At 60.5% G+C, this 24,551-nt stretch carries 20 protein-coding genes and 2 pseudogenes; 16 read left to right on the top strand and 6 right to left on the bottom strand.

The window, feature by feature from the left end; all coding sequences use genetic code 11:
* Nucleotides 1-33: 33 nt before the first annotated feature.
* Nucleotides 34-1,809 (top strand): tetratricopeptide repeat protein, encoded by a 1,776-nt coding sequence (locus ACVT6V_RS19480; RefSeq protein ID WP_489895627.1) that lies wholly within the window; start codon nucleotides 34-36, stop codon nucleotides 1,807-1,809.
* 70 nt (nucleotides 1,810-1,879) lie between these two features.
* Here ACVT6V_RS19480 and ACVT6V_RS19475 read toward each other — a convergent pair whose 3' ends face one another.
* The gene (locus tag ACVT6V_RS19475) at nucleotides 1,880-6,508 is read right to left on the bottom strand and encodes a B12-binding domain-containing radical SAM protein (protein WP_489895625.1); all 4,629 of its coding nucleotides are present in this window, start codon (nucleotides 6,506-6,508) and stop codon (nucleotides 1,880-1,882) included.
* A 1,025-nt stretch (nucleotides 6,509-7,533) separates the two neighbouring features.
* On the opposite strand from ACVT6V_RS19475, the gene ACVT6V_RS19470 reads away from it, so the two are divergent.
* The gene (locus tag ACVT6V_RS19470; protein WP_489895623.1) at nucleotides 7,534-8,415 is read left to right on the top strand and encodes an aminoglycoside 6-adenylyltransferase; all 882 of its coding nucleotides are present in this window, start codon (nucleotides 7,534-7,536) and stop codon (nucleotides 8,413-8,415) included.
* A 238-nt stretch (nucleotides 8,416-8,653) separates the two neighbouring features.
* On the opposite strand, the gene ACVT6V_RS19465 is transcribed toward ACVT6V_RS19470, so the two are convergent.
* Both ACVT6V_RS19465 and ACVT6V_RS19460 read right to left on the bottom strand, forming a co-directional pair.
* Nucleotides 8,654-9,007, bottom strand: coding sequence for a type II toxin-antitoxin system PemK/MazF family toxin (locus ACVT6V_RS19465; protein ID WP_489895621.1), 354 nt, complete (start codon nucleotides 9,005-9,007; stop codon nucleotides 8,654-8,656).
* Complete coding sequence (locus tag ACVT6V_RS19460) at nucleotides 8,997-9,227, bottom strand: toxin-antitoxin system protein (RefSeq protein ID WP_489895619.1); 231 nt, start codon at nucleotides 9,225-9,227, stop codon at nucleotides 8,997-8,999. Before ACVT6V_RS19460 ends, ACVT6V_RS19465 begins: the two co-directional genes overlap by 11 nt.
* A 316-nt stretch (nucleotides 9,228-9,543) precedes the next feature.
* Here ACVT6V_RS19460 and ACVT6V_RS19455 point away from each other — a divergent pair.
* From ACVT6V_RS19455 to ACVT6V_RS19445, 3 genes and pseudogenes are all read left to right on the top strand, one after another.
* Nucleotides 9,544-10,045: pseudogene (locus ACVT6V_RS19455) on the top strand (transposase); the annotation flags it as partial.
* Between the two features lie 129 nt (nucleotides 10,046-10,174).
* Nucleotides 10,175-10,771, top strand: a complete 597-nt coding sequence (locus ACVT6V_RS19450) for a hypothetical protein (protein ID WP_489900898.1) — start codon at nucleotides 10,175-10,177, stop codon at nucleotides 10,769-10,771.
* Nucleotides 10,772-11,121: 350 nt separating this feature from the next.
* The gene (locus tag ACVT6V_RS19445; RefSeq protein ID WP_489895617.1) at nucleotides 11,122-11,616 is read left to right on the top strand and encodes a nucleoside deaminase; all 495 of its coding nucleotides are present in this window, start codon (nucleotides 11,122-11,124) and stop codon (nucleotides 11,614-11,616) included.
* A gap of 50 nt (nucleotides 11,617-11,666) precedes the next feature.
* Here the strand turns inward: ACVT6V_RS19445 and ACVT6V_RS19440 are convergent, their stop codons facing one another.
* Nucleotides 11,667-12,398 (bottom strand): GntR family transcriptional regulator, encoded by a 732-nt coding sequence (locus ACVT6V_RS19440; RefSeq protein ID WP_489895615.1) that lies wholly within the window; start codon nucleotides 12,396-12,398, stop codon nucleotides 11,667-11,669.
* A 168-nt stretch (nucleotides 12,399-12,566) separates the two neighbouring features.
* On the opposite strand from ACVT6V_RS19440, the gene ACVT6V_RS19435 reads away from it, so the two are divergent.
* The 10 genes and pseudogenes from ACVT6V_RS19435 (at nucleotide 12,567) to ACVT6V_RS19390 (ending at nucleotide 22,762) form a co-directional block, all read left to right on the top strand.
* Entirely contained in the window at nucleotides 12,567-13,565 is a 999-nt protein-coding gene (locus tag ACVT6V_RS19435; protein ID WP_489895613.1) for a BMP family ABC transporter substrate-binding protein, read from the top strand.
* Nucleotides 13,566-13,573: 8 nt separating this feature from the next.
* On the top strand, nucleotides 13,574-15,115 hold the full coding sequence (locus ACVT6V_RS19430) for an ABC transporter ATP-binding protein (protein WP_489895611.1): 1,542 nt from the start codon (nucleotides 13,574-13,576) through the stop codon (nucleotides 15,113-15,115).
* Between the two features lie 62 nt (nucleotides 15,116-15,177).
* Nucleotides 15,178-16,302: an ABC transporter permease gene (locus ACVT6V_RS19425; protein ID WP_489900897.1), complete on the top strand. Its 1,125-nt coding sequence runs from the start codon at nucleotides 15,178-15,180 to the stop codon at nucleotides 16,300-16,302.
* A pseudogene (locus ACVT6V_RS19420) lies at nucleotides 16,299-16,994 on the top strand (ABC transporter permease); the annotation flags it as partial. The gene ACVT6V_RS19425 and the pseudogene ACVT6V_RS19420, both read left to right, overlap by 4 nt.
* A gap of 45 nt (nucleotides 16,995-17,039) precedes the next feature.
* Nucleotides 17,040-18,125, top strand: coding sequence for an IS630 family transposase (locus ACVT6V_RS19415; protein WP_489895452.1), 1,086 nt, complete (start codon nucleotides 17,040-17,042; stop codon nucleotides 18,123-18,125).
* A 21-nt stretch (nucleotides 18,126-18,146) separates the two neighbouring features.
* The gene (locus tag ACVT6V_RS19410; protein ID WP_489895609.1) at nucleotides 18,147-18,377 is read left to right on the top strand and encodes a hypothetical protein; all 231 of its coding nucleotides are present in this window, start codon (nucleotides 18,147-18,149) and stop codon (nucleotides 18,375-18,377) included.
* Nucleotides 18,378-18,400: 23 nt separating this feature from the next.
* A complete protein-coding gene (locus tag ACVT6V_RS19405) occupies nucleotides 18,401-19,384 on the top strand; it encodes an ornithine cyclodeaminase family protein (protein ID WP_489895607.1) in 984 nt (327 codons plus the stop codon).
* Nucleotides 19,385-19,500: 116 nt separating this feature from the next.
* Complete coding sequence (locus tag ACVT6V_RS19400) at nucleotides 19,501-20,265, top strand: class I SAM-dependent methyltransferase (protein WP_489895605.1); 765 nt, start codon at nucleotides 19,501-19,503, stop codon at nucleotides 20,263-20,265.
* A 798-nt stretch (nucleotides 20,266-21,063) separates the two neighbouring features.
* Nucleotides 21,064-21,510 (top strand): pyridoxamine 5'-phosphate oxidase family protein, encoded by a 447-nt coding sequence (locus ACVT6V_RS19395; protein ID WP_489895603.1) that lies wholly within the window; start codon nucleotides 21,064-21,066, stop codon nucleotides 21,508-21,510.
* A gap of 157 nt (nucleotides 21,511-21,667) precedes the next feature.
* Nucleotides 21,668-22,762: an alkene reductase gene (locus ACVT6V_RS19390; RefSeq protein WP_489895601.1), complete on the top strand. Its 1,095-nt coding sequence runs from the start codon at nucleotides 21,668-21,670 to the stop codon at nucleotides 22,760-22,762.
* 176 nt (nucleotides 22,763-22,938) lie between these two features.
* Here ACVT6V_RS19390 and ACVT6V_RS19385 read toward each other — a convergent pair whose 3' ends face one another.
* Nucleotides 22,939-23,100, bottom strand: a complete 162-nt coding sequence (locus ACVT6V_RS19385) for a hypothetical protein (RefSeq protein WP_489895599.1) — start codon at nucleotides 23,098-23,100, stop codon at nucleotides 22,939-22,941.
* 289 nt (nucleotides 23,101-23,389) lie between these two features.
* Here ACVT6V_RS19385 and ACVT6V_RS19380 point away from each other — a divergent pair, with 289 nt between their 5' ends.
* Nucleotides 23,390-24,112 (top strand): hypothetical protein, encoded by a 723-nt coding sequence (locus ACVT6V_RS19380; RefSeq protein ID WP_489895597.1) that lies wholly within the window; start codon nucleotides 23,390-23,392, stop codon nucleotides 24,110-24,112.
* 9 nt (nucleotides 24,113-24,121) lie between these two features.
* Here ACVT6V_RS19380 and ACVT6V_RS19375 read toward each other — a convergent pair whose 3' ends face one another.
* Nucleotides 24,122-24,379 (bottom strand): HepT-like ribonuclease domain-containing protein, encoded by a 258-nt coding sequence (locus ACVT6V_RS19375; protein ID WP_489900896.1) that lies wholly within the window; start codon nucleotides 24,377-24,379, stop codon nucleotides 24,122-24,124.
* Nucleotides 24,380-24,551 lie beyond the last annotated feature (172 nt).

The raw sequence follows: 24,551 nt of genomic DNA, 5'->3' as shown, positions 1-24,551 counted from the left end.
ATCCAAATAGCCGTGCTGCGGAAGGTCCCCCCGATGCCTAGAGAACTTGTCGGTCTGGAAGTCTTCATTGCCTCACCAGGTGGATTAAAACCCGAGAGAAGCTCTTTCACCGAAATTATCGAGCGTGTCAACCACGAGCACGCTCATGCGATGGGTATCACCTTCGTTCCCCGGGGTTGGGAATACGCCTCCTCCGGAATGGGTAGGCCTCAAGAGATTATAAACCAGCAGGTTAGAAGCTCAGATTATATGATCGTCATTCTCTGGGATCAGTGGGGTCAACCTCCCGCGGATAGCGGGTACACCTCTGGCACAGAAGAAGAGTACTCCGTTGCCATCGAGTGCCTGAAAGACCCAAAGTTGCCGATGCGCGATGTTGTCGTCCTTTTTAAGGGTGTGAACGACCGTCAACTTGCCGATCCTGGTGACGATCTTAAGAAGGTTCTTGCGTTCAAAGAGGAACTCGAGAAATCGCGTGCGCTCCTATACTCAACATTCGATTCTTTGGAAGAGTTCAAAGAAGATTTTCGAAGCCACTTGCACCAGTGGATCCGCGACTGGCATGGCGGGCCGCCGCCCAAGAAGACCTCCTCGGAGGGCCCCCCGGTCGCGGTCCGGGCCACCGAAACCGACACCCGCAGCGATGATGTCGCTACACGCGCCGACATGCCCGCAAGCGAAGTCGTGAGAGCTAAGGAGGCAGCAAGACGAGGCCGGTTGACGCTCGCGGAGCAGTTATATGCGCAGGCCACGAAAGGCCAATACAACCGGGAGGCATACACCGAGTACGTCAGATTCTTACGCAAGTATGGACGCCTAAGCGCCGCGCAAACTACCGCGCGAACTTTCCTTGAAATAGCACAGGACAGTGACGACCACATCGGAGAGGTAGAGGCCTTGGCGAACCTCTCGATAATTTCCAGGCATCAGGGTAGGAACTCAGTTTCGATGGATTACCTCAATAGAGCTATTATCGCGACGAATGAACTCTTGGATATTCTCCCAGAGAATGACATAAGGGCGCGCTCCGACGCTATCGGAACCAAAGCGTTCCTCCTCGACAATCAATCACTTACACTTCGTCGTATGCCGGGCAGAATTCAAGAGGCCTTGAGCAAGCTCGATGAGGCCCGCGAATGCCAAAAGCAAGCAGGAGATAGGCGCGGAGAAGGATTTACACTGCGAAATAAGGGAACTCTCCAACTAAGACTAGGCGCTTTGGAAGAGGCGCAAGTCCTCTTGGAAGAAGCGCTCGAGATTTTCGAGTTAGTAGGTTACGAGAATGGACAAGCAGCAGTTTTAGGTGCCCTCGGAGAACTATTTGAAGCACGAGAGGATTACGAGTCGGCAATTGATCGATTGGATCGATCGATTGCTGTTAGCCCACAGAGAGTTCCGAGCAGGAACGCAGGAAATTACGGCATACTATCCCGTGTACACTTAAAGGCTGGCAATTTGGATGACGCGAAAGAATACGCAGATCAATGCTCCATCTTTGGCAAGGAACTCGGAACCCCAGATAGTCAGGCTACAGCACTGCGAGCTGAGGGTGCCGTCGCATTGGAGACAGGCAGGCTCGATACGGCGAGGGCCTCACTCGGCGAAGCCCTAGAATTGTTCGAAAGCGTAGGCAACCCCATTGGTATTACTTCTGTTCTATTAGACATGGTCCGTCTCAACATGCGTGATGGCAACAAGACGGCGGCCGCGCAACTACTCAGCCGTGCGCAGGATACGATAGAATCGACTCCTCACTTTGTACTTCAGCGCGATATTGATCGAGCCCGCGCAGAATTGGACCATGAATGAGTGGGAGGAAGATCAAATGACCGCCGCAATCTGTGAATATTAAATTCGTTTGGCAGTCTTAGGTAAGCGATCAGTAGCCCGCATCAATTAGTTTTTCGTATGTTGACACCCAGTCGGCGCGACCGTAGAAGGCCAGATATGCGCGGCGCAGGGTCTGAAAATATGAACCATCGACGGATTTTTCGTGTGGCGCAAATGTCGGACCGGTATCGTCAGTCACCGCCAAATGGTAGTCATTATACTTGAATAGATCGGAGAACTTGAACCCAAGTTTGACTAGCCGACCGAATACTCTTCTAAATTCGTCTCGCTCAGAACTCCCATGTGTTCTCCCAAACGCTGTCGTCCATGATTCGCTGTCGTCCGTATTTAGGACGAAGGTGCCCAGATCGAAGTCAAAGAGTCTGAATCCAGGCGGATCAGATCTTAGCGACGTCTTAGCGCTGGCCATTGCGCGGAAATCCTTGAAGATGGCAAAATATGCGAGATCTAGCCCACTTGAGACAGCAAAGTCGATTGTCTCATTTGCGCCTTCTGGGCTATCGTGTGGGCCACCGATCATGAAGTATCCCTTTGATTGAATACCAACATGGTGAAGATGCTCCAGAATAGCCTCTATTTCACTATTGCTTGGACTCGAATCTCCGCCTGCTTTGGCCGCGGCGCGCGAATCTTCATTTCCGTACTCGATTCCAAAGGCCAGTAGGTTACACCCAGAATCAGCGAGAGCCGCTGGGAAGTCGGCAAATGTAGCATCGTAGGCAATGTAATCCTCAAGTCGCATAAGGCCTCTCCAGGCCATCCGATCTGAGGATCGGCCCCGAAGACGAGTCATGTCTGAGAGAAAGTCTCGGGACCAACTTGTACGAGAATCAATATCCTGAGGCGGGAGGCCAGGAACTGCGATCGGAGGAAGCAGGTTGTCATCTATAAACTGAATCCTGTCGACATTGCGCAGATTCATGAGATATCTCACCTCTGAGATCACGGCTGAGACCGGCCGGCGAATCTCACTCTTTCCATTGACAAGTGCTTCGGTACAAAATGAACAAGCCCAATCGCAGCCGCGCGATGTTACGACGTGGGCTTCAACATGCTTAGAATTGCGAGTTCTCGCGGGTTCATAGGCTGCGCCTAGACCACGGAATCCCTGGGTGGGAGTCCGAAAAACTGAGCGATCGAGCACTGGCTGTCGAGCCCACATCGACGCGTAGTCGCGGCCAGCGTCTTCGATAAGAGCTCGTGGCGTGCGGCTATACAACTTCGACTCGTTCATCGCGGAAATATCGCGAAGGCCAGCGATGGTGGCGACAGGAACACCTCGGACGAGTTGTCGAAATGGCTGCTCGCCAGGTCCAATTACCAAGTAGTTAAAAATCGCCTGAGAAGCGAGGAACGCACCCTCGTTGAGGGTTGGGCCGTGGCCACCCAGAACGACTCGCGGCCGAAGGTCGGGGCTGAGCCTTCCGAGAATTTTCAAGAAATACTGCGTCGAGTTGAAAGTAGAGAAGACCACCGAAATGCCGACGAAGTCAAATTGCTTGGCATGTTCTGCGACCTCTGTGGCCGTGAGCGCATAACGATGCGCGTCAATCACTTCAACGTAATGTCCGTCCGCAGCCAAGCTTGTCGCTATCTGCCCAAGACCGAGTGGAGGCGAGCCGCCGGTTCTGGCCGCGTCTATGGCCTCTCCTTGTGTAGGCCATTCAACGGGAGGAAGGATGAGAAGGATTCTCTTGCAGTATTTGCGTAGTTTGCGGGTCAGACTTGCCAATTCAGGGTGCAAATGCTCCAAAGCTCCGCGGAGATACTTGTCGAGTCCGAGCCTAGATGCTGAGGGCACAGAGTATTGAGGTAGGTCATTAGAGTTGTCCACAGAATCGACCTGGTGGGCTGAAAGAAACGCCCAGAGAACTTCTCTTTCGATCCAATAGTGGGGACTATACTGGCGGGCATTCTCTACGACTTTTGCACGCAACTCGCGTTGAACGGCATCGGACGATGATCCGTATTCAACACGGCACGCGGTCGTGCTAACCTGAGAATTGAACGCATTTGAAACTGCCGCCCAGCGGACACTAACGTCACTGTCGGCGGCGAGTTGAGTAAGGAACCACGCGACCCTATTAGTCGGGACGAACGTCAGGAGATCCTCGATCACCACGCGGTAGTCGGCCCGCCATGACTTAATGTGTTCCGCTAAATCGGAGTCCTGAAGTAGTCTCTGACTCTCAGTCGTATCCGTACTGAGCCTGCTGATGGCCCTACGGCCAACATAGCTACGAAGCATATTGGCTGCATCTGTTTGAGTGTCAGGTTCATGCCATAGGTCGCCCTCCCCCTCCGCAAGCATTCGTCCGAACTCGACCACCCCGTTCTTGAGTGCCGCTTGACAACGTCTGTACTCTGCTTCAAATTCCGGAAGGCCACCCATTTTCTTGATGATCCTGATCCATGACTTCAATCGTGGAAGCTGGAGTGGGTTCAACTCATGACTCGAATGTTCGGCGGAGGAAAGTCGTGCTAGTCGAACAGCACAGGCGTGCACGGCAGTTCTATCTACGGCTCCAGCGAGGAGTCGGTTAAGGCGTTCTCTAGACTGATCACTGTCTTCTCGATAGCAATACTGAACAGCTTCAGACAACAGGAACGGGTCGCATGCGATGTGAGTGCCGAGTGCTGACTCGTACTCGCGCGGAGGTGCATTGTGATTATCGGAGTCGATATAGCTGAACCAGCAAGCAAGCCACCGCCACATCACATCGAGTGTCCAAGGGTTACTTTCGACTGCGTCCAAGCTTCGATGCAGCGCCTTTGCGAGACCCTGTAATGCTGCGTCAGCGGCCACTGCAAAGTCTTCTGGAACTCTGGTTGCCGCATCACGGAGCGCGTTTAGTCGGCTGCAAGATTCTGCCCAATTGCTGTCCTGCAGACCTTCCTCGGCGATCTCATTGAGTCGTGTGAGAAATGTTCGTTCGGCGTAATCGCCGCTTGCCGCGGTAAGTCGAGCATAGATTGCGCCTGCATTCCGTCTATCAGTCCAGATGGAGCTCCGGGCCAGCCGATCAAGGTAATCGGGATCGAAGAATTTGGGGTCGCGGAGACCGGCAATCACATCGTGTGCGAAGACGGTGAGGTCCAAGCCAGGCGAGGCGCTGAGTGGTTGTTGGACGTCTAATCGCGACATATGCCGATACCGCGCTTGAAATGTTCGAAACTCCGAGGTTGCGTACTCCGCCTGCTGCTCCGATCCTGGCACGGCGACGATTCGCACCTGGAGACTAGTTCGCGAGAGAGGTCCATCTGCCGACAGCTCCGGTCGCACCGCTTCTAGAAAGGTCTCAATCTTGTCACGGGCGCGGGGCGGAGCTAGAACGATAATCCGCGCCACATATCCATCGCTCTCGGCACACAATGACGTGTATTCGCGCACGAACTCGACCGCTTCGGCAGTGTCCACATAGCGAGTAGCGTAGGGCGCTACGTCGGCCGAGGTGGTGTGTTCTGTGTATTCTTCGGGCAATTGACACTTAACCACGACTGCGAAGTGCTCGCGTAGTTCTGATCTAAAATCAGAAAGCACTACGAGTCGAACCGCTTCCCAGAGTTCATCTTGTTTTCGAAAGGCATTCTTTCTGATTATCGCTTTTTCGCTCAGTATCGCTGATATCTGTCTCAGACGCGGAGTATCTGCGGTCAAGAACGGATCTCGGGTGAAAATCAACGTTCCGGGTAGAGCTAGGCGAGTTCGGGACTCGTAGTGTAGTAGTTTTGACAGTTCTGCAAACGAATCGCCGCCATAAAAGAACACCAGATCGGGATCGTAGTTTCTTTGAGAGAGGTGGCTTACTTCAGCTTGTGTGGTGATGGACGCGATCCGTTGTGTCTCGGGGCCGACGTAGCTCACTTCGATAGGGACTCTACTTCTAAGCTTAAGACGCGACTCTCCCTTGGGTATGAAGTGGTCGAAGAGTTCGAGGTCGCGGCGAAAGATTGCGTACGGCGGCCCTGCGAAGAATCGTCGTCCATCGTAATTTGAGTAGGTTCGATTACAAATATCCGCGACAGCAAAGAATAGGTTGTTCATTCGGATGGCCTTGTCGACACTGGTATTCCCAATGACTCTAACGCCCGCTCGCTCTAGCACTGGTCTACCAAAGCCTTTTGGGTTGATATCGTCCGAACCGTATATAACCTTCGCTATTCGAGTGGCAGATATGATGTTCGCGCAGCTTGGCTGAGCTTCGTATAGTCCGCATGGTTCCAGCGTCGAGTAGAGGATGAGGGTCTCGGACTTGTGGTGGCGCCGCAATAGATCTCCGGCTGTTGCGAATGCTTCCTCGAACCTCGTCTGCTTCTGACCACCTTCGAGCCAGACCTTCTTCTGATACTGTCCGTCGATATCTTGATAGAGTAGTTGAGCTTCTTTGGAATCGATTGCTGCGAGCGCACTTAGGATAGCTTCGGGTTCAGAATGTCGCTCGCCCGGACTCTTCTTGCGGTACGCGCCAATCAAGCGCTGGTGGCCATCGAACAGGGCGGCCCCTACGTACGGATCGTCGAATGGATTTGGTTCCCCTGGCGTCATCTCCTTGTAGCTCGTAAAGTCCAGCAGGGCATCCATGATGGCCTTGTCGGGGTCTACGGTGGGGTTCGACTGAAGTGCCGCTTTCACCAGTGTCTGAAACGCGTCGGTCATTTCCATCCTTGGGAGTACGTCCTGTTCGAACGGTGGGAGAAGATGCTTATGCGATTCTTTCACGATGTGGCGATTTGGGCGGGCACCGCGCCACGCTGTTTCGTTGGTTGACACCTCGCCCTGCGGTACAGGCTGCGCGACTGCGAGGAGAGAAGGTCCGTCTTGTGTAACCGCGCAGCTTCCGCCCTCAATGACGCTGAAGCCTACACACGCCGGCCAGGCCTCCGTACCTGGCACATAGAGCAGAAGCGTTGGCAGGCGGCACGTTGATCGTGTTCCCTGCTGTCCCCGTACCCCACACGCTCGGATGGGGGGTCGAGCAAGTGTCCCAGCATCACCGATTGGATATCCCAGAGCGGGGGACGCGGTCATGCTTGGAGCTGTTGATAGGCGCAACCCACGGGCGATTTGCGTCTCGACACGGGCATCTTCTTCGGTCACTGCGCTCGCCAAGGCGTCCAAACAGAGTTGAGACCGACGATGTCGGCCCGTGGAACAGCGCTCATCGAGCGTTCAACGGTTGTGCGATATGCGATTGAACGGCTACCGTGGCCCACAAGAGGCGACGACACTGCTGAACGCCTATGCAATCCTTTGGGACGCCGTAAGATGCCAGGTCAGTACGTTTCCCAAACATTCGCCACACGTTTTGACAAGATCCAGGGCGCTCGGTGTTCCCCTAAGTGGTGAGCCGTAGGTCAGCGCGTCGTCGTGCGCCACTCCCCTTATTCGTTCACAGCAGATGTCGATGGTCGCCCAGATTGCGAAATTTCATCGCGATGGCGAGTCCGAAACGCGATTTGTCGGCGTTTGCCAACTAAGCGGCCCCCGTTATGGATTTCATCCGACACGACCTTCGGTCGCCCAGCTGTTACGATTGGGCATAGTCAGCCGCAATACGTCACTGTGACGAAGTGTTGGACTCGCCAGGGTGGCAAATCGATGCCGGACACGACCATTATCGCTCTCCCTCAGCAAGATGCGATGAACTGTCGGCGACTCTCACGCCGCGGCCCTCGCGCTCGGTGAACTCGGTTGTCGAAGTTCGGCAACTCGCGTCGCTGGTGCGCGAAATCTGCCGCCAAGGCTGGCGAAGGATCGTGCATACTGCTCGCGTGGACTACGAGCTGGCTTTACGAGCGGTCGTTACCGTGGCCGCCGCGGATCCGAACATCAGGGCAGTGATACTCACCGGATCTGCGGCAGCTCAGAAGCATCATCCGCTTTCAGATCGCGATATCGAGCTCCACGTCTACGATCCGACTCCGCTTGAGATTGACGACGTGTGGTGGTCGAGTCTCGGACAAGTTCTGGCGATCGAGCGACTCGAGAACGCCGACGACCAGCCGACTCGCCTCGTGTACTACGTCGGCGGGAAGCTCGACTTCACCTTGGTCAGGGTCGACGGTGAGCGCGGAACGTACGATCGCCCGTTCACTGTCCTCCTTGACAAGGACGGCGACACCAGCGATTTCGTCGCAATTCCCCCATCACCACCCATCCTCGATCAGGACCTTTTTGATGAATGCACCAATTGGGGTTACGCAGCTGCTCTGATGGTCGCGAAAGCGATTGTGAGAGATGAGCCATGGTCAGTGAAGTTGCGTGACAACGACCTCAAGCTCGAGTTGCTGCGGATGATCGAGTGGGACCACAGTCTTCGCTACGGCGCGGCACGTGACGTGCGGTACCACGGAACCCGAATGCGCCAGTGGATGGACGCAGACGTGCAACGGCGCCTCGACGGTTGCTGGGCCACATTCAACGGCGACACGGCGGGCGCGCTCATCGCCTCGGTCGATCTGTTCAGCGACCTCACGTCACGGGTCGCCTGCGCTGCCGAGCTGACCGACTTCGATCACCTCAGCGCCCGACGGGAAATTGATCGAATACTGGCCCGGTTCTAGATCCAGGCAGAATGTCCGACCGCCACCTGGACACCGAACCGCCGCCCAGATTGGCGAAGTTTCATCAAGTTGGCGAAACCGAGGCGATTCTGTCGGGCACGTCCGAGGGCCGTCGCGATCCACTCGGCTGGCGTGCTTGTTCTCGACAGGGGTTTCGGACCTGTTCATCCAAGGATTCGTCGCCGGTTCCGGGTTGCTGCGCAGCGTACAGCTACTGCGCGAACGCTCGGGGCGCGATTCACTGTGCTGGCAGGGAAAGGAAGTCGCGCAGCCAGTTGTCGACCTCGACCATGGTTTTCGAGTCGACGACGCCTATGACGTCGTGAAGACGCTCTCGTGTAACTGTGCGCGGTTGCTCGGTCATCGCGAATGTCGGTCGCGTAGGCGTGAAGCCAGGACCGCGTAGGAGTACATGATTTGGCCATCCCCGTTCAATTGTGGTCGCAGGCAGGATGATCGCGAGTGTGTCGGCCTGCTCTAGATAGAGGTCGCTGGCGATGATGAGTGCGGGGCGCCGTCCTGCCTGCTCGCGCCCACGAGCGGGATCCAGCCCGGCCCACACGACCGTGCCTCTCCGGAGATCATCCGACATCGTCACTCGAACTCGCAGCCGTGTCCCAGCCCCGGAACTCATCCCAGTACTCGGCATCGGCCCCCCGCACGGCTCGGCCAAATGCTTCCATGCGCTGCCGGCGTTCGTAGCCGTCGAGCAGCTTTTCGATGAGTCCTGCTGCGGTGACACCGTTTGCTTCGGCATCGCGGTTGATGCGATCTCGAAGTTCGACGGACACCTTGATCGTTGTCGTCGTCATATCCCAAAGCTACCCTTCGGTATACCGCAAGGTATACTCTCGACGGCGATGCGCAATGATTACCGCCCTGTGATCGCTCGCCGTGGTGATGCCGGCCGTCTGGGCGGAGTCGCCACTCCCCTGCCCGGTTGAGTTTGTCCTGGCGATTCTCGAGTGAAACTCCAGACCGCGACTGGTGGAGTGGTGGGGTTTCGGGCTGACGTCAGCCCGGGCAGCACCACCTGCTACGGCGTGTCGTGAGGGGCTGGGGTGGGCCATCGCGTAGTGGTCAATGAGTTACCGACCACAGTGACTCACAGCAAGGACACACCACGCGATGACCCACGACCATTCTGCCTTGCTTGCCCAGCTGGATGCACTCACCTCGGCCGAGTCCGGCTCGATGTTCGCCGAGTAGGTGCGGGCTGGTTTGCAGGCGCTGATCAAGGCTGAGGCCACCGAGAAGACCGGCGCCGGCCGCTACGAGCGTTCCACCGAACGCGCCACTCACCTCGGGCGGGCACCGCTCCACGACGGCGTCGACGCCGGCCGGCGACGTGCAGATCAAGATCCGCACGCTGCGCTCGGGATCGTTCTTCCCAGTGCTGCTCGAGCGTCGACGCCGCATCGACAGGGCCCTGCATGCGGTGATCATGGACGCCTCCGCACTGTGGTGTCCACCCCGCTCGGTGGATGATCTGGTCAAAGCGCTTGGGGTGGATACCGAGATCTCCAAGTCTGAGGCGTCACGGATCTGCGGTGCGCTCGACACCGAGATCAAGCGGTTCCGTGAGCGCTTACTGGCCCACACGCAGTTCGCGTACGTGTTTGCCGATGCCCACCAACTGTTGGAACCCGCCGCGGGTTTGCCATCAGATCGCCGGTGTGCGATCGACCCCCGCTTTCGGTGTGAAAAGCTTTGTGTCGTAAGCTCTTCACCCGTGCCTAACCTCGCTGCCCGTGCTTCCGTGACCGACGCCACGCTGCGGAGATGTGTGTGGTGCTCGTCCGACGAGGAGGTTATTGACCTCCGTAATGAACCCCGGTGCAGGCGCTGCCGCGCCGCGGAGCAGACCATCGCGGAGGCCCGCGCGTTCATCGCGTTCTATGGTCTTCGCCCATTGGGCGGGTCTCTGGAGTCCGACGATGAGGAGGAGCGCGAGCATCGGGTCGCAGCTCGTGAGGCGAGTGCGGAGCTGACCAATACTCGTACCCACACTCCGACGCGTCGCACATCTCAGACGGGGCGCAGTGCCGCCGTAGCCCGGCCCGCTGCTACCGCCACCAGGGCAGATGCGCGGGGTGCGGTTGGGGCAGCACGCCCCGCCAAGTCGGACGCCGCTCGACGCCCTGACGTTTCCCGGCCCGGCCAGGCCGAACTCGCGAGCCGAGCCGAAGGCTTGCTTACGCAGCTCACCGAGCTAGAGGAGCGCCTCGCTGTCGCGAAACTCGACTCCGGTCTCAGCGGCAAGGCCAAGGTGTCTGAGCTGACCGCGAAACGCGAGTCCGTGTTGCGGACGCTGGCCGCATTGGAGAAGGCCAAGCGGGCACTGGAGCCGGCCTGACTTTCGCACGTCGTTACGGCCTGGCGGCGCCGATCGGCTCAGTGGCGCAATTTCTCATTCACTACCAGACAGTGGCTTGGATTCGCTCGCGAACACTGCCGCTGTGGATGGACGACTGGCCTGTGGACCAGCGACTTCGTCGTCATTCCCCCATCACCACCAATCCTCGATGAGGACCTTTTCGATGAATGCACCAGTTGGGGTAACGCAGCTGCTCTGATGGTCGCGAAAGCGATTGTGAGAGATGAGCCATGGTCAGTGAAGTTGCACTCGTAAGTCATCAGCAGATGCGAGGTAAGTGCGGGCGACTGTCGCCGAACTCGTTCGCTTCCTGTGTCGTAGTCTGTGGTGTGGCCATTTCTGACGGTGACTTGGAGTACTTGCGTCGTTGCGTCGAGTTGGCGCGTGAAGCGCTAGCCGCGGGTGATGAGCCGTTCGGCTCGGTACTCGTAGATGGCGCCGGACGACAGCTGTTCGAAGATCGCAATCGGGTCAAGGATGGCAACAACACCCGTCATCCCGAGTTGACGATCGCGTTGTGGGCAGTCGACAACTTGAACCCGGCCGAACGCGCCAGGGCTACTGTCTATACATCCGGTGAGCACTGTCCGATGTGCTCTGCGGCGCATGCCTGGGTGGGGCTTGGGCGCATTGTCTATGCGGTGTCCTCGTCTCAGTTCTCCGCGTGGCTCACCGAGTGGGACGCTCCGCCCTCGCCGGTGGCAGGACTGTCGATTACTACCGTCGCGCCGGCGCTGCCCGTGGATGGACCCGCCGACGCCTTGACCGACGAAATGAAGGCGTTGTACGCACAAAAGTTCAACACCTCGGCTCAGGCGACGTAGATGCTTCCTGTCTGAGTCTTGCTCCAATCGAGCCCCGACTGTTGCCGGGGTCAACTCACTCGTGAGCGCCGGCGCCCCTTTGTTGCCTCGACGGGATCAATGAACTCGACCGACCATTGGGCGGCCATCGCCAGGCTGGCCTCGCGACCGGAATGTACGTGATGGAACGCCGATTCGGCCGCACGATCGGGATCGTGGTCGGTGATCGCGGTGAGAATCTCTTCGTGCTCCTGGCATTGCCGGCCCGGATCGCGGTCCTTGGTCAGATGAAACAGCCACTGCGTCCGCGCTTCGAGGGGGCGTAACAGGGATTCTAGTAGAGGGTTGGCGGCCAGATCGACGATCATCGAATGGAATCTGGCGTTCGCGGCGGCAATGGCGGGCCGGTCTTGACGTTCGGTCGCGGCTCTGGCCGCGTCGAGTTGGTCGGCCAGCCTGGTCAGACCAGCACCATCGGCACGCTCGGCGGCGAGTCGGGCTGCCAAGACTTCCAGACTCTCGCGGACATCGAACAGATCGCGAACGTCGCTTTCGGTGAACGGGGCGACGATCGCACCTTGACGCGGGACCAGCACGATCAGACCGTCCTGCTGCAGCAACTGCAGCGCTTCTCGCAACGGAATTCGCGACACGTCGAGTTCGGTGGCGAGGTCACGTTCGATCAAACGAGACCCTGGTGGCAACTGCAAGTCAACGATTCGCTGCCGGATCCCGTCATATGCGTGCTGACGCAGTGACTTTCGATCTGTTGCGGAGCTGCTCTGCTCCTGTTCCGATGACATGAATGCCCAATCCTCTCCTCGATGGGGTCGATTGCAGTAAGTCTAACCCTGACCGAGATAGTGGTATACCAACATCTAACGGGACCGTAATCCGATGGAAATACAATTCCCGCACTCTTCTCTCTAACGGTATACCGCTAAATCGGCGGCCGATGACAGGAGAAAACCATGAACATTCGTCCCACCGCCCTTCGCGCACCGCTGGCGTTGCTTGCGGCCGGAGCCATCGCCGTAGGCATGTCCGGCTGCGGTAGCTCCGCTGCGGACGCCAACGACGGAACTCTCTCTGTGGGTGTCTTCTTCCCGGGTTCGATCACCGACACCGGCTTCATGGAATCGGGGTATCTCGGCTACCAGCGCATCGAGAAGTCGATGGGCGACCAGGTGGATCTCAGCTACGTCGAGCAGGTCGCACCTGCCGACTACCAGCAGGCCTTGCAGCGCTTCGCCTCGGAGAACGAACTGGTGATCTCGGTCGGCGGGCAAACTGATGCCGATGTCCGCAAGGTCGCACCGCAGTTCCCCGATGTGAAGTTCGTCGAGATCGGTGGGCCCTCAGACGCCGAGCCGATGGATAACCTCGCGTACTACGACCCGCAGCAGGCCGAAGCCGAATTCCTTTCCGGCGCAGTGGCCGCCGCGTCGTCGTCGAACGGGACCGTCGGTTTCGTCGGTGGTGTCGAACTGCCGGCCATCGTCAACGCCGCAGACGCGTTCTCCAACGGCGCCAAGTTCGCTCGCCCCGACGTCAAAGTGTTGAACCCACAGTATGTCGGAGACTTCAACGATCCCGCGAAAGCAAAACAAGCCGCCGGAACGGCCTACGCCGGTGGTGCGAACATCCTGGGACAGATCGTCAACCTGGGCAAACAGGGCATCGAGCAGGCCGCCCGCGAGTCCGGCAACCGGATGATCAGCGGACCCATTCCCGGCGACTGCGCCAACACCGTCTATGCCGGCTTCGTACGTACCGACATCGGGACCGAGATCGAATACGCCGTCACCGCAACACTCGGCGACACCTGGACAGCGGCACAGGTGCCCTTCGGCCTGACCACCGACAAAGGCGCCAGCGACTTCATCGCATGCTCCGACGACCCGGCCGTGACCAAGGCCCTGACCGATGCAAAAACGGCGCTGACCTCCGGCACCGTCAAGCCGTACTGAAATCGGCCATGACAATGACCACAGCACACGGAACAACAGACACACCACCGTTGCTCACACTCGACGGCATCGGCAAGTCCTACGGTAACGTCCGCGCACTCAACCAGGTCGGCATGACCGTCGACCGCGGATCGGTGCACTGCATCCTCGGGGAAAACGGCGCGGGCAAGTCGACCCTCTGCAACGTGGTCTACGGGACCGTCCCCGCCGACCAGGGCAGTATGACCATCAGTGGCGAACCCTACAGTCCCCGGACACCCTCGGCGGCATTGAGCTCCGGAGTGGCGATGGTGCACCAACACTTCTCCCTCATCCCCACCATGACAGTCGGAGACAACCTGCTCCTGGGCCGCCCCGGCTTTCGTCCACCACGCAGCGAAGTCGCCCGTGGTCTGGACCGTATCGCCGACACCTACGGGCTGACCGTTGATCAACAGGCGCGCATCAGCGACCTGCCCATCGGCGCCCGCCAACGAGTCGAGATCGTCAAAGCGCTGCTTCGAGAACCCGAGCTGATTCTGCTCGACGAACCGACAGCCGTCTTGGACCCTGCAGAGATCGACGCCCTCATCGAGACCTGTAGCGCACTGGCGGCGGATGGCAAGTCCGTCGTCCTCATCACGCACAAGCTCGGAGAAGTCAGCCGTGCAGCAGACTCGGCGACGGTACTCCGGGGCGGTACCGTCGCCGGCGGTGGACGGCTGGCGAGCACACCGCTGAACTCCCTACTGGAATTGATGCTCGGCGGCGCCAGCCCGATCGGCTCCACCGACAAGCCCACACCACGGCCGGCCGATGACACCGCATGCCTGGACATCAAAGGCATCAACCTCACAAGACCCGACGGCAGCGTCGCGTTGTCCGAGGTCGACCTGACTGTTCGCCCCGGCGAAATCGTTGGCATCGCCGGAGTCGAAGGCAACGGTCAATCAGAGTTGGCGGCCATCTTGTCGGGATCGACCGCGGCCGACAGCGGACGGGTATATGTCGATGGCGCGGACATCACCGACCACTCCCCCGCCCAGCGCACTGCTGCCGGCGTGGGTGTGATCCCTGAGGACCGCCACGCCGAGGGAATCATCTCGGAACTGTCCATCGCCGAGAACATGGTGTTGAGCCGGCTCAGTAGTTACCGCAGGTGGGGACTGCTCGATCGTCGCCGCATCAAAGCTACGGCGACGGACGCAATCTCCGACTACTCGATCCGGGCCAACGGGCCGGACACCCCCATCGGGTCCCTGTCGGGCGGCAACCAGCAGAAAGTGGTGCTGGCACGTGAACTGTCGACACCGGGACTTCGTGTTGTCGTGGCGGCACAACCGACACGGGGTCTCGACGTCGGCGCGGTCGCTTTCGTCCTGGACCGGCTACGCGAGGCGGCTGCCAGCGGAGCCGCTGTTCTGGTCATCTCCAGTGAAATCGACGAGCTCGTCGCCCTGTGTTCGCGCATAGCCGTTGCGTACCGGGGCACCATCCGTGGATCGGTCGAAGCCGATTCATCAACGGCAACAGCCCAGATCGGTGAACTCATGATGGGAATGAGCGCGTGAACACAGCAACCGGAAACAAGACGGAGCCGAGCTCGACCACCGTGTCGGACTACCTGCGCCGCATCACACCACAATGCCAATGGCTCCGCAGCCCCCTGGCAATCGCCGCGGTGGCATTGGTTCTCGCCGGGGGCGTCGGCCTGGCCCTGGCGGCCGGCGCTGGAGCCGGACCCGCCGAGGTGATCGACGCACTCATCGAGGGGACTCTTGGCTCCCCCTTCGCGATCGGCACCTCCCTGAACAACGCGGCCATCATCATGTTCGTCGCCGCCGGATTCACCGTCGCCTACCGCGCTGGCCTCGTCAACGTCGGCGGCGAAGGACAGATGTGCCTCGGCGGCATCGCCGCGACCGCAGTCGGGGTCAATCTTCCTGACGCCATGCCGATCTGGCTGGGAGTCACACTGGCTCTCGTGGCCGCCATCGTGGCCGGTGCCAGCTGGGCAGCGATCGCGGCCTGGCTGTATGTGCGCCGCGGAACCAGCGAAATCATCACCACCCTGCTTCTCAACTTCGTCGGCCTTGCCCTCGTCGTACTGATGGTGCAAGAACCCTCATTGCTCCGGCAACCGATGACCTCCTCAGAAACACTCCCGCAGTCGGAGTCATTGAGCCCGGCCGGCCACCTCCCACTCCTGGGCCTAACCAAATCGCCCGCCACCATCGCTATCGTCCTGGCGATAATCGCAATCATTATCGTAGGAGTACTACTGCGACACAGTGCTATCGGACTTCGATTGCGGTCGGTCGGGCTCTCACCCACCGCCTCGGCACGGCTCGGAGTCCCGGTCGATCGAGTCCGGTTTCTCAGCCTTGCCACTGCCGGCGGATTCTCCGGACTTGCCGGCGGCATCCTCGTCGCATCCGCGCCGTTCATCCTCGCCGAAGGCTTCTCCTCCGGGTTCGGATTCACCGGCCTGGTCGTCGGCCTGCTCGCCCGCGGCTCGATGACCGCGGTCGCAGCGGTCTCGGTGTTCCTCGGGTTCCTCGTCGCCGGCGGAATCAATCTCCAGCTCGCCGCGGGCGTCCCGTCCTCCACCGTCACCGTGGTCCAAAGCGTCCTGATCATCCTGATCGCCGGCGCCGCGATGTGGACCACCACGTCCCGATCGAAACCAGCACCCCCTACCGAGCCCAACCCCGCCACCACCACCAGCACCACCGCCCCTGAAGAGGCAACGCTATGAACATCGACATGCTCACCCAGATCTTCACCAGCGGAGTAGCCTTCGCGATCCTGCTCATCGTCGCCGCCACCGGCGAATCCATCAGCGAACGTGCCGGCGTACTCAACCTCAGCATGGAAGGGATGATGCTCACCGGCGCCTTCGCCAGCGTCCTGGGCTCAGCGACCACCGAATCGCCAGAGCTTGGCGTCATCGCCGGCGTCTCAGCAGCGCTCGTCTTCGGTGCTGTCCAGGCCCTGCTCACCGTACGATTCCGCGCCGATCAGATCGTCATCGGCATCGCCAGCAACGCACTGGCCTTGGGACTGACCACCTACGGCGCCCGCATCCTCCTCGACGACGGCAAAGGACAAGGCGTCCCCGGATTCTCCGGAATCAACATCCCCTTCCTGACCGACATCCCCATCGTCGGCCGCGCCCTGTTCGGACAATCACTGCTGGGCTATCTCTGCGTGATCATCGTGATCGTCCTGGCGGTGGTGTTCTCCGGACAGACGATGGCCGGGGTCCGCGTCGATGCCGTCGGCGAAGACGCCACCTCCGCCGGCTGGACAGGGTTGTCCGTAAACAAGATCCGAGCCATGTGCGTCCTACTCGCCTCGGCAACCGGCGGCCTGGCCGGAGCGCAACTCGCCCTGTCCGAGGTGCAATCCTTCAGCGAAAACATGACGGCGGGGCTGGGTTATCTAGTGGTGTGTATCGTAAATAATCGTCTGGTCGTTGGGTATGATTTCGGTATGAGCGCGCCTGCAGCACCGTTGGCTTTGTCGGCCGGTGAGCGAGAGACGTTGGAGAAGTTGACCCGTAGCCAGCGGGTGCCGCATCAGCAGGTGTTGCAGGCTCGGGTGTTGTTGATGGCCGCCGACGGGGTGGCCAACATTCGGATTGCTGAGGAGGTCGGGGTGCGCCCGGCCACGGTGCGGGCGTGGCGCAACCGGTATGCCGAGGACGGTTTGGCGGGGTTGGGGTTGATCCGAAAGGGCCGCGGTCGACGTTCGTCGATCAGTGAGGAGAAGATCGCCGAGATCGTGAGGTTGACCAAGACGACCACGCCGCCGGGGCACACGCATTGGTCGTGCCGCACGATGGCGAAGAAGGTGGGTGTGAGTCCTTCAACGGTGCAACGGATTTGGTCTGATCTTGACCTCAAACCGCATCGGGTCGACTCGTTCAAGGTGTCGAATGATCCGCGGTTCGAGGAGAAGCTGATCGATGTGGTGGGACTGTATGTGAACCCGCCGGAGAACGCGATCGTGTTGTGTATGGATGAGAAAAGCCAGATTCAGGCGCTCGATCGCACGCAACCGTCGTTGCCGCTGGTGGAGGGGCGGGCCGGCACGATGACCCACGACTACAAACGCAACGGCACGACGACCTTGTTCGCGGCGTTGGATGTGCTGACCGGTTCGGTGATCGGTCAGTGCCTGCCGCGTCATCGCCACAACGAGTTCATCAAGTTCCTCAACACGATCGACAAGCAGGTGCCGGCGGGGTTGGAGGTCCATCTGATTCTGGATAACTACGCCACCCACAAACATCCCGAGGTGAAGCGATGGATGGATCGGCACAAACGGTTTCACTTCCACTTCACCCCGACATCGTCGTCCTGGCTCAACCAGGTCGAGCGCTGGTTTCGGGAGTTGACCGACAAGAACATTCGCCGCGGCATTTTTGGCAGCGTGCCCGAGTTGATCGCCAGCATCGAGGCATTCCTCAACGCCCACAACGATGATCCGAAACCCTACGTGTGGACCGCCACCGCCGAATCCATCCTGGCCAAAATCGCCCGCGCACGCACGACACTCGAACGAGTAGCCAACTAATTCAGATACACACCACTAGCCGTGGTCGCCGTCATCGCCGGTCGCTGGAAAGTGATCGGAATCGTCTGGTCGTGCGTGTTCTTCGGCATCGCCCGCTCCTTGCAGTTCGCGTTGCCTGCCGTCGGCGTCGACATCCCTTACGCCGTGCTCGTCATGCTGCCCTACCTCATCGCCATCGTCGCCATCAGCGGGGTCGTCGGCGGCCGCCGCGCCCCGTCCTGCCTCACCGTCCCCTACGCCGGCCGCTCCTAAAACAACCATCGAAGGCACGAACCATGACCCTGCTCCTCACCCACTCCGATATCAGCGCACTCATCGACCGCGGCGCGATATACGCCGCCGTGGAACAAGCCCACGCCGACCTGACCACCGGCGCCGCCACCAACCCGGCCCCAGCACAACTTCCCCTACCCCACCAGGGCACCGCCCTACCGATGGTTGCCGCTTCCGATCATTCAGGCGCGAGCGTCGTCAAAATGCTCTCCGACATGCCACACAATGGCGCCCGCGGTCTGCCCACCCAACGATCAACCATCCTGCTCATGTCAGCGGAGACCGGCGAATGCGAGGCGGTACTCGACGGACGGCTCATCACAGCCATCCGCACCGCTGCCGCCAGCGCCGTTGCCACCGCGCACCTTGCACCCCAACATAGTTCGAGTCTTGGGCTGATCGGCGCCGGAACACTTGCCGTGGAACACACCCGCGCAATCTGTCGCATTCGCAACATCGAGAAGGTGCTCGTGTGGTCACGGTCGACCACCACGGTCGACAAGTTCCGAGAACGCCTAGATGACCTCGACGTTCAGATCGAATATGCAGAGTCTCCCCGACGGATTCTCTCTGCAGCAGACATCGTCTGCACCCTGACACCCTCACGCGACCCCATCGTCAAAGGCGGCTGGTTTCGACCCGGCCTGCACCTCAACGCCGTCGGGGCGCCGCCGCGTCCCGACCATCGCGAAATCGACGGCCACGGAATTGCTATCGCGCGTCTCGTTGTCGACAGCATCCCCACCACGCTGAGCAAATCGGGAGACGCGCTGTTGGCCATCGCCGAAGGGCACCTCAGCGCCGACAACGTCAACGTGGAACTCGGAGACGTCATCGTCCATTCTGATCGCGGTCGGCGCACCGACGACGACATCACCCTGTTCAATTCAGTGGGCATCGGCTTGCAAGACCTTGTCACCGCTCGCACCATTGTCGACGCAGCCACACGCCAAGGCTCCGGCACGTCCGTAGCCCTCAACGTCTGAGCCATAGGATCGACGGGTCCGATGAAGTCCTCGGGGTTTCCGTGACCAGAATGAAGTGTTGGCCGTTCGTTCGTTCGTTCTGTCCTATTCGGGCGCGCGGGCGTAGCGTGTTCTGCATGAGCTTCGACGTCGCTGCGGAGGCGTATGACCAGTTCATGGGCCGTTATTCGCGGCCACTGGCCGATGCGTTGACCGCGTGGTTACCGCTGGCGCCCGGGCAGCGGGCGCTCGATGTCGGTTGCGGTCCCGGTCAGTGGACCGAAGTGCTGGCCCGTCGGCTCGGTGTTGAGGCAGTCTGCGCGGTGGATCCGTCGCCGTCGTTTGTCGCGGCGTGCCGGGATGCCATACCCGGTGTCGATGTGCGGCAGGCGACCGCGAGCGCACTGCCCTTCCCAGACGACACGTTCGACCTGGCCGGCGCCAGTCTCGTGGTCCATTTCATGCCTGATCCGGTGGCGGGTGTGGTGGAAATGGCTCGGGTGACCCGCCCGGGTGGCTTGGTGGCCGTGACGGTGTGGGACCTTGCCGGACGCCGCGCCCCTATGGCGCCACTGTGGTCGGCCTTTGCTGAGCAGGACCTTCCGCTACGCGACGAAACTCGCCTACCCGGTGGTGCGACAGGAGATCTGGAGCGGATTTTGGCCGACGGTGGCTTGTGTGATGTCGAGGTGACCGAGTTCCCGGTCGCCGTCGGCTACCAGGACTTCGATGAATGGTGGGAGCCATACCAGCATGCCGTCGGACCTATAGGTGAATCAATTGCGGCGCTCGACGACGGCCAACGCCGGCGCCTGCGTGAGGCGTGTGTCGAACGACTGGGCTTGGGCCCCTTCGAGATCCGGGCTGTAGCGTTCGGCGCGTGTGGCTCGGTGACCGGCTGATCGTGCCGGCCAGTACATGAAGGTCTAACTGCTACCGGCGCTACCGGTGGAGAGGACCGCGAGCAGTAAGTCGTAGGCGCCGACGTGAAGGGTTTTGATCGCCTCGACGATTTGGATGAGCATGGGGTGCCTTTCTCGATGATGGACGATTACGCACTTGCACGGCAGCCCAGCACGTCTCCAAGCAGATTGCACTGCAACATCTTTGAGCGACCGAAGCGCACAGTCGGTGGAGATGTACTCGTGCAATCCAGAGCGGAAGAACCCCCGATGGATCATGTTTACCATAGTGAAGTGGGTGAAACTGTAGATTGGAATCATTGCTCGAGATCAAGGATTGTTGACCGTTCCTTGCGAAACCACTTCAGAGTTCAATATTGCTGTCCAGCAGTCGAATACTACTCACCATCTATTCCGACACAATCTCCGCGGCGCGATCCGGGCAACTAGTCACCCTGATCCCAAAGGACGACCTCGACGACAGCACACCGACGATGGCTCAACCCATGCTGCTCGACCCGCCTGTCAGGCTCACGGCTGCGATCGTGTCCTCTGATGAGTACCCGTTGACTCGCGCTGCCGATGCGGTCAGTGCAGTTGCCGAACGAATCATCACCAGCCGGGTGAACTCCGGCGCGGTCCGCGGAGCCGAACGTGTCGATCGTCGAGTGCACCCCACGGGGAGTGGTGGCCAACACCATCGACCTCTGCCGCAATCGCGCAGCGGCGCGCCCGCGGACTTAGCGCAGCTCACGGCCCCGACGGAATCCCTTCATCCTCCGAACTGTTGACACCACAATGAGTGACACGACCGAAAGCAATAACGCCGCGGACTCGCTGACCGACGACGATCTTGAATTCCTCGCGCGTCCACTTCTTGGCTTCTTCTCCGCTGCCTCCGGGCCCACCCCTCCCCAACCGCGTCCGGTCTGGTTCGACGCCACCGCCACGGGCACCGTCGAGATCTTCACACCACCCGACTCGGTCAAGGTCCGCCGTCTCCAGCGTGATCCGCGCGCCTCGCTTGTGGTGGCGGCACCCGCCGACGAGCGTGAACGATGGGTCTCTGTTGCGGGGTCTGTGACGATCGAGTCCGACGGTGCACACGAACTCGCTGCGCGCTTGGCCGACCGCTATTGGAATCTCGAAGATCCCGTCCGCGCCGCTGACCTCGAGGAACTTCTCGCCGAGGATTTCGTCCGCGTGGTCATCCACCCCGATCACATCCGGCGTGTGACCTTCTGACCGTTCGAGGAGGCGTTGGAGGCGCGCCACGATGTGATCAAGGCCGGAGAAGCCGTGACATCAGCGCGTCGAGCGTCGGTACCAGGCGCGCGAACCGGCCGGCGTGACCTGTGCCTCAATAGGGATTGCGGTACGGCGCGGGTGTGTTGACTCACTCATGAGCTACAACCTGAATCTTGATTCGCCCCTGCTCCAGCCGTTCTCGTCCGGCGTCGTCCGTGCACCACACCGCATCTTCATGGCTCCGCTCACTCGTCTGCGCGCCGAATCAGACGGGACGCCCACCGACCTGCAGGTGAAGTACTACGGTCAGCGTGCGGGCGCAGGGCTCATCATCGCCGAAGCCACCCAGTCGAGCGCCTCGGCCGGCGGCGCCTACATGAACACCCCCGGCATCCACAACGACGTCCAACAGGCCAAGTGGGCAGAAATCGCAGATGCCGTCCACGGCGAGAACGGCCAGATCTTCGTGCAGCTCTGGCACGTCGGCCGCGTGGCCCACCCCGACCTGCCCGGCGGCGATCCCGTCGCCCCGTCGGCAATCGCCGCCGTTGGCAAGGCCCACGGACCCAACGGAAGCGTTCCGCTGGTAACGCCGCGCGCCCTCGAGACCGACGAGATCTCCCACATCGTCGACGCCTTCCGCAGCTCAGCCCGACGTGCCGTCGACGCCGGCCTCGACGGAGTCGAGATCCACGCCGCCAACGGCTATCTGCTGCACCAGTTCTTGGGTGACGACACCAACCAGCGCACCGACCGGTACGGCGGCGCGCCGGAGAACCGGGCACGCATCGTCGTTGACATCGTCAACGCCGTCGTCGACGAAATCGGTGCCGACCGCACCGGCATCCGCCTCTCCCCGGGGCACAAGGCCAACGGTATGCACGAGGCCGACACCGTCTCGGTACATCGAGCACTGCTGCGGGCGATTTCCGGCATTCCTCTCGCCTTCGTCCACCTACTCATCGAGCCGCAGGACCCGGTGCTCGCAACGCTGCGTCCGGAGATCACGGCCCCGTTCCTGATCAACACCGGTTTCGCGGTCGAATCCGACTTTGCTCAGCTCGAGAAGCTCGTAACAGACGGCGTTGCCGACGCGGTTGTCGTGGGTCGCTGGTACATCTCGAATCCCGATCTCGTTGAGCGACTCAAGCAGGGCGCGGAACTCGCCGAGCCCGACCAGGCCACGTTCTACGCCCCTGGCCCCGAGGGGTACATCGACTACCCGACGCTGACGCGGCAGAACGCCTGACTCGAACGGCAACACACGTCGGCCGGCTCGACCGCGCAGCGCAGTTCATAACCGCCCAGGACCGCGGTAATGCCACGAAGACTGTGCGCACCGCATAGCTGAGAACGAGAAGTGCCTAGCCCGCGGCCGGTGCGGTTTGCTCGGCGCGGCTGCGCGGAGTGTTGCAATGCCTGCGGTCAGTCGTTGTCGGTGGCGGGGCCATCCTCGGTGGCGCCGCCTTCGCCGGTCCAGTCACCGGACGCTTCGCCTGCGGCTGGATCGGACTGCACGTCAGATTCTGCGCCTTCCGGCCCGGTGCCAACGTCTTCGGTGTGTGGGTCGGTCTTCTTGTCGCTCATGAGAAGACTCGTACCCGCACACCGGCGGACTCAAACCCCGCACACATCGGCGCGCCGACGGGTCGGCGCCTCGCCGTTGGCCTCTCCCCTGCTCGTTCACAGTGCTGTGGATAGACGGCAGGCCTGTGGAGAGAGCCAGGGTCCCGATGATCAATGCACCTACTGTTGGCACATGTCGAGGCAACACCGCACACCAAGACCGGGCCGACGAGGTCGCACGCAGGGCACGCGCGAGGTTGATCGCTCACGTCCGTGGTTGTCCGGCAATCTGCCCCGGATACACCGAGAGTTGGCACAGGCATACCGCGATTTGTCTCTCGAATGGTCGGCATACCTGGGTATGGTCGGCGCGCGCGACACCGCCTACGACGCTGAGTTGAACGCACTTGCCGACGCCGGGCACGGTCCCGGTGATGCCGATTTCGATGAGGTCGTAGCACAGCAACTGGACAACGACTCGCTCTACCGCATGCTGAGCGGGAACCTGCTGCACGCGACCACAGCGGTTGAGGTGCTGCGTGAGCTGACGCCGGTTTGGGTGCCCGAAGCAGTCAACGACGCGCTCACTTCGATCGAGGTCTCGGCAGGAGACGCGCGGGGCCTGATGGCCATAGGCGGGTCCGGACTGTTCATCTTCAGCAAGTCTCCGGTCCGGGCTCGCGAGAGCCTTCCCGGCGGGCCGACGATGCCCGAGGTCGACGTCGACGGCATGCTGTGGTGGACGAAGACACCGGAGCACGGTGGCACGCGTGCGGACACGGCGGACAAGCCGCGCCGACTGATGCTGGCCCCACTCACGCGCAGTCGTGATCTGCAATGGCTGCGCGGCGACGGATGGCGGACGTCCACCCTCACCGAGGTGACATGTTTCGACGTCACCGCAGTCCGAGGCGTCGATGTACACGAAGCGCTCTGGCCCTGTGTCGCGCTGCTGGCGAGAATCGGAACCGCGCTGCAGCACAAGAGTCTTCGCTGCGTCGACGGATCGATCGCCATGCTGGACGCTGCCTGAGAACTGGTCCTAGATCTGGCGAGAGCCGCCTAGAACGTCGTCTTCGATGTATCGACACAGAGCGTCGGCTGCTTCTAACGCTGTCCAGACCTGGTTGTAGTCCAGGATCCGGTACCGATGGTCGACGACGATTCGTACTCCGATGATCAGATCCCAAGGCGGTCCCGCGTAGGCGTTTTTGAACTCCACGGGTAAATGGCTGGTGGCCTCTCCGATCCGTCCGACGACGGCTTCGGCGGCGCGCTGCTGACGCCACTGTGTGAGCAGAACGGTTTCCCGTCGTCGACCAAATGCCGGGCTTCGCGGCAGTATTCGATGAGGTCGTCGAGACGGTCGACAACACGATCCCCATACCGCTCGCGTAGTGGATCACCCATGCTGTCGTCGGGTGTCACAGAGGTATGCCATCCCGCACGCATCAGCCAGTTGGGACTGCGTC

The organism is Gordonia sp. LMA167, from assembly GCF_058130025.1.
The sequence above is the reverse complement of the archived record's forward strand: the minus strand, read 5'-3'. Positions and strand labels throughout refer to the sequence as shown.